This is a genomic window from Acinetobacter sp. UBA1496, from assembly GCF_002324975.1.
Classification (GTDB): domain Bacteria; phylum Pseudomonadota; class Gammaproteobacteria; order Pseudomonadales; family Moraxellaceae; genus Acinetobacter; species Acinetobacter variabilis.
Window position 1 is genome coordinate 1 of the sequence record NZ_DCRI01000015.1, and the last position, 2,807, is coordinate 2,807.

Here is a 2,807-nt window from a genome sequence, read left to right on the forward strand (position 1 = left end):
TCGTTATCCTTGCCGACGATATAATAGAAACTACTAGCTGTACGCCATGTATTTATATACTGATTTCGATCAGCAACTGATTAATGAACGTGTTGCACAGTTCCGTGACCAGACGGAACGTTATTTAGCGGGCAAATTGACGGAAGATGAATACCGTCCGCTCCGCCTTCAAAATGGTCTTTATGTACAACGTTATGCGCCAATGTTGCGTATTGCGGTACCTTATGGCCTGATGAATTCTAAACAACTTCGTAAAGTGGCTGATCTGGCGAAAGAGTATGATCGTGGCTATGCGCACGTTTCAACCCGTCAGAATATCCAGTTTAACTGGTCTGCACTAGAGAACGTGCCTGATATGCTGGCTGAACTGGCAACCGTGCAAATGCACGCGATCCAGACTTCAGGGAACTGTATCCGTAATACTACCACTGACCAGTATGCAGGTGTCGTGGCAGGTGAAATTGCAGATCCACGTCCAACTTGTGAATTGATCCGTCAATGGTCAACTTTCCACCCGGAATTTGCTTTCTTGCCACGTAAGTTCAAGATTGCGGTATCTGCGCTGGAAGAGATTGACCGTGCAGCAACTTCATTCCACGATATCGGTGTCTATATCGTGAAAAATGAAGCAGGCGAGATCGGCTATAAAATTAAAGTGGGTGGCGGCTTGGGCCGTACGCCAGTAATTGGCAGTTTTATTCGTGACTTCCTGCCACGTGAAGACCTGATTGCTTATCTTGAAGCGGTACTACGTGTGTATAACCTGCACGGCCGTCGCGACAACAAATACAAAGCACGTATCAAGATTCTGGTAAAAGCATTAACGCCAGAAGTTTTTGCTGAAAAAGTTGAAGCCGAATTTGTACATACTGTTAAGACATTAAAGATTGATGCTGAAACACTGGCGAAAATGGATGAAAACTTCACTCCATTTGACTACCAAGATTATGCGGATGAAGACTTCACTGAACTGTTTGCCCAGTATCCGAAGTTTAAGCAATGGTTCAATATCAATACCAATGCACATAAAGTGAAAGGTTATCGTATTGTCACGATTTCACTGAAACGTGCGGGTATTGCACCGGGTGATGTGACCACTGAAGAAATGAACCTGATTGCAGATCTTGCAGACAAGTACACCTTCGGTGAACTGCGTACAACTCACGAGCAAAATATTGCGCTGGTAGATGTACCACAAAAAGACTTATTTGAATTGTGGCAGACGCTGGATCAGCATAACCTGGCACGTGCGCATATCGGCTTCTTGACTGACATTATCTGCTGCCCAGGTGGTGACTTCTGCTCATTAGCAAATGCAAAATCCATTCCAATTTCTGAAGCAATTTCACGCCGTTTTGATGATCTGGATACCATTTACAACTTGGGTAAACTGGACCTGAACATTTCAGGTTGTATGAATGCCTGTGGTCATCACCACGTGGGTAACATCGGTATCTTGGGTGTAGATAAAAAAGGCGCTGAATTCTATCAGATCACTTTAGGTGGTAATGCGGATCATGATGCCTCTATTGGTGACATTCTTGGGCCATCATTTGCTGCAGAAGTGGTGCCGGATATCGTAGAAGAAATTCTGAATACTTATCTTGACTTGCGTCAGGATGGTGAAGAGTTTATCGATACTTATCGTCGTGTCGGCATTCAACCATTCAAGGAGCGCGCATATGCTTAATACCGCACTACAAGTGCTCTCTAAAGATGGCACAATTGCAGATAACACTTACCAGCTAATTGGTGAAGATGGTGTATTGCCACAGGGTGATGTAGTTCTGACTGTAGAGCAGTTAGACCAGATTGCCAATATTACTGGTAAAAAAGCATTGTACTTAACGGTTGATGCTTCACCTGAAACTAATGAATTTCCGCTTGAGCAACTTGATGCGATTTTTATTGAGTTTGCAGGTTTTAATGATGGCCGTGGTTATTCATTTGCTGCATTGCTTCGCCGTCAAGGTTTCCAGGGTGAGCTGCGTGCGACTGGTGATGTGTTCAAAGATGTCTTGAACTACATGAAGCGTTCTGGTTTCGATACTTTTGTCATTAAAGAAGGTAAAGATATTCAGGAAGCAGCTGCAGGCTTGGGTGATTTCACTAATCCGTACCAAGCTTCAACAGCAGTACCAACACCGAATTATCAAACTGGAGCTTAATTCGTCTTCAACTAAAAAAGCCTCCATCTGGAGGCTTTTTTGTATTTAAATCTTAGGGTGCACGTTCTTCAAGTAGGCAGTTAATCATCCATTGCACTCCGAATTGATCCGTAAAGGCACTATAAAGCGCACCCCAAAAGGTTTTTTCTAAAGGCATTTCGATTTGACCATTCACCGATAAAGCTTCATAGAGTCGTTTGGCTTCATCCTGTTCATTGGCACTTAAAATAATCGCAATATAGTGATTAGTACCCTTACTAAATGCTGGTATATTTTCAGTACAGAGTTTGTCATTGATATCAGAACCCATGAGTTCTGTGTATTCATTAATTGGAAGTGAGATATGTAAAATCAGATTTTTTTCTTCATTTGATAAATCAATTCCTTGCTGCCCAGGCGTATCTCCATAACGGGTTAGACTAGAAAATTCGCCACCAAATACCGAACGATAAAAGGTAAAGGCAGCTTCGGTCTCACCCTGGAAATTAAGGTAATGATTAAGTCGCATGTAGGATTCCTTTTCTTGTTCTGAATCCCTTTAATTTACGCCTTGAACTGAATTTGATTGATAAAGAAGCTTTATGAAAATGTAATTAAAAGAATTTAATTTATGGACAGAGGCGGATTCAAGCAGCAAGT

3 protein-coding genes are annotated in these 2,807 nt (G+C 42.3%); 2 read left to right on the plus strand and 1 reads right to left on the minus strand.

Features of this window, described 5'->3' with window-relative positions; genetic code table 11:
* Positions 1 to 46: 46 nt before the first annotated feature.
* Together B3143_RS01410 and B3143_RS01415 are read left to right on the plus strand one after the other, a co-directional pair.
* Positions 47 to 1,690 carry a nitrite/sulfite reductase gene (locus B3143_RS01410; protein WP_004785195.1) on the plus strand — a complete coding sequence of 548 codons (1,644 nt, stop codon included), beginning with the start codon at positions 47 to 49 and terminating at the stop codon, positions 1,688 to 1,690.
* Positions 1,683 to 2,168 (plus strand): DUF934 domain-containing protein, encoded by a 486-nt coding sequence (locus B3143_RS01415; RefSeq protein ID WP_004785193.1) that lies wholly within the window; start codon positions 1,683 to 1,685, stop codon positions 2,166 to 2,168. The genes B3143_RS01410 and B3143_RS01415 overlap by 8 nt, the downstream gene beginning before the upstream one ends.
* A gap of 52 nt (positions 2,169 to 2,220) precedes the next feature.
* Here B3143_RS01415 and B3143_RS01420 read toward each other — a convergent pair whose 3' ends face one another.
* Positions 2,221 to 2,676, minus strand: coding sequence for a VOC family protein (locus B3143_RS01420; protein ID WP_004785191.1), 456 nt, complete (start codon positions 2,674 to 2,676; stop codon positions 2,221 to 2,223).
* Positions 2,677 to 2,807 lie beyond the last annotated feature (131 nt).

Coding starts and splice junctions, on each gene's coding strand:
- B3143_RS01420 (WP_004785191.1), bottom strand. CDS start 2,676: ATGCGACTTAATCATTACCTTAATTTCCAGGGTGAGACCGAAGCTGCC.
- B3143_RS01415 (WP_004785193.1), top strand. CDS start 1,683: ATGCTTAATACCGCACTACAAGTGCTCTCTAAAGATGGCACAATTGCA.
- B3143_RS01410 (WP_004785195.1), top strand. CDS start 47: ATGTATTTATATACTGATTTCGATCAGCAACTGATTAATGAACGTGTT.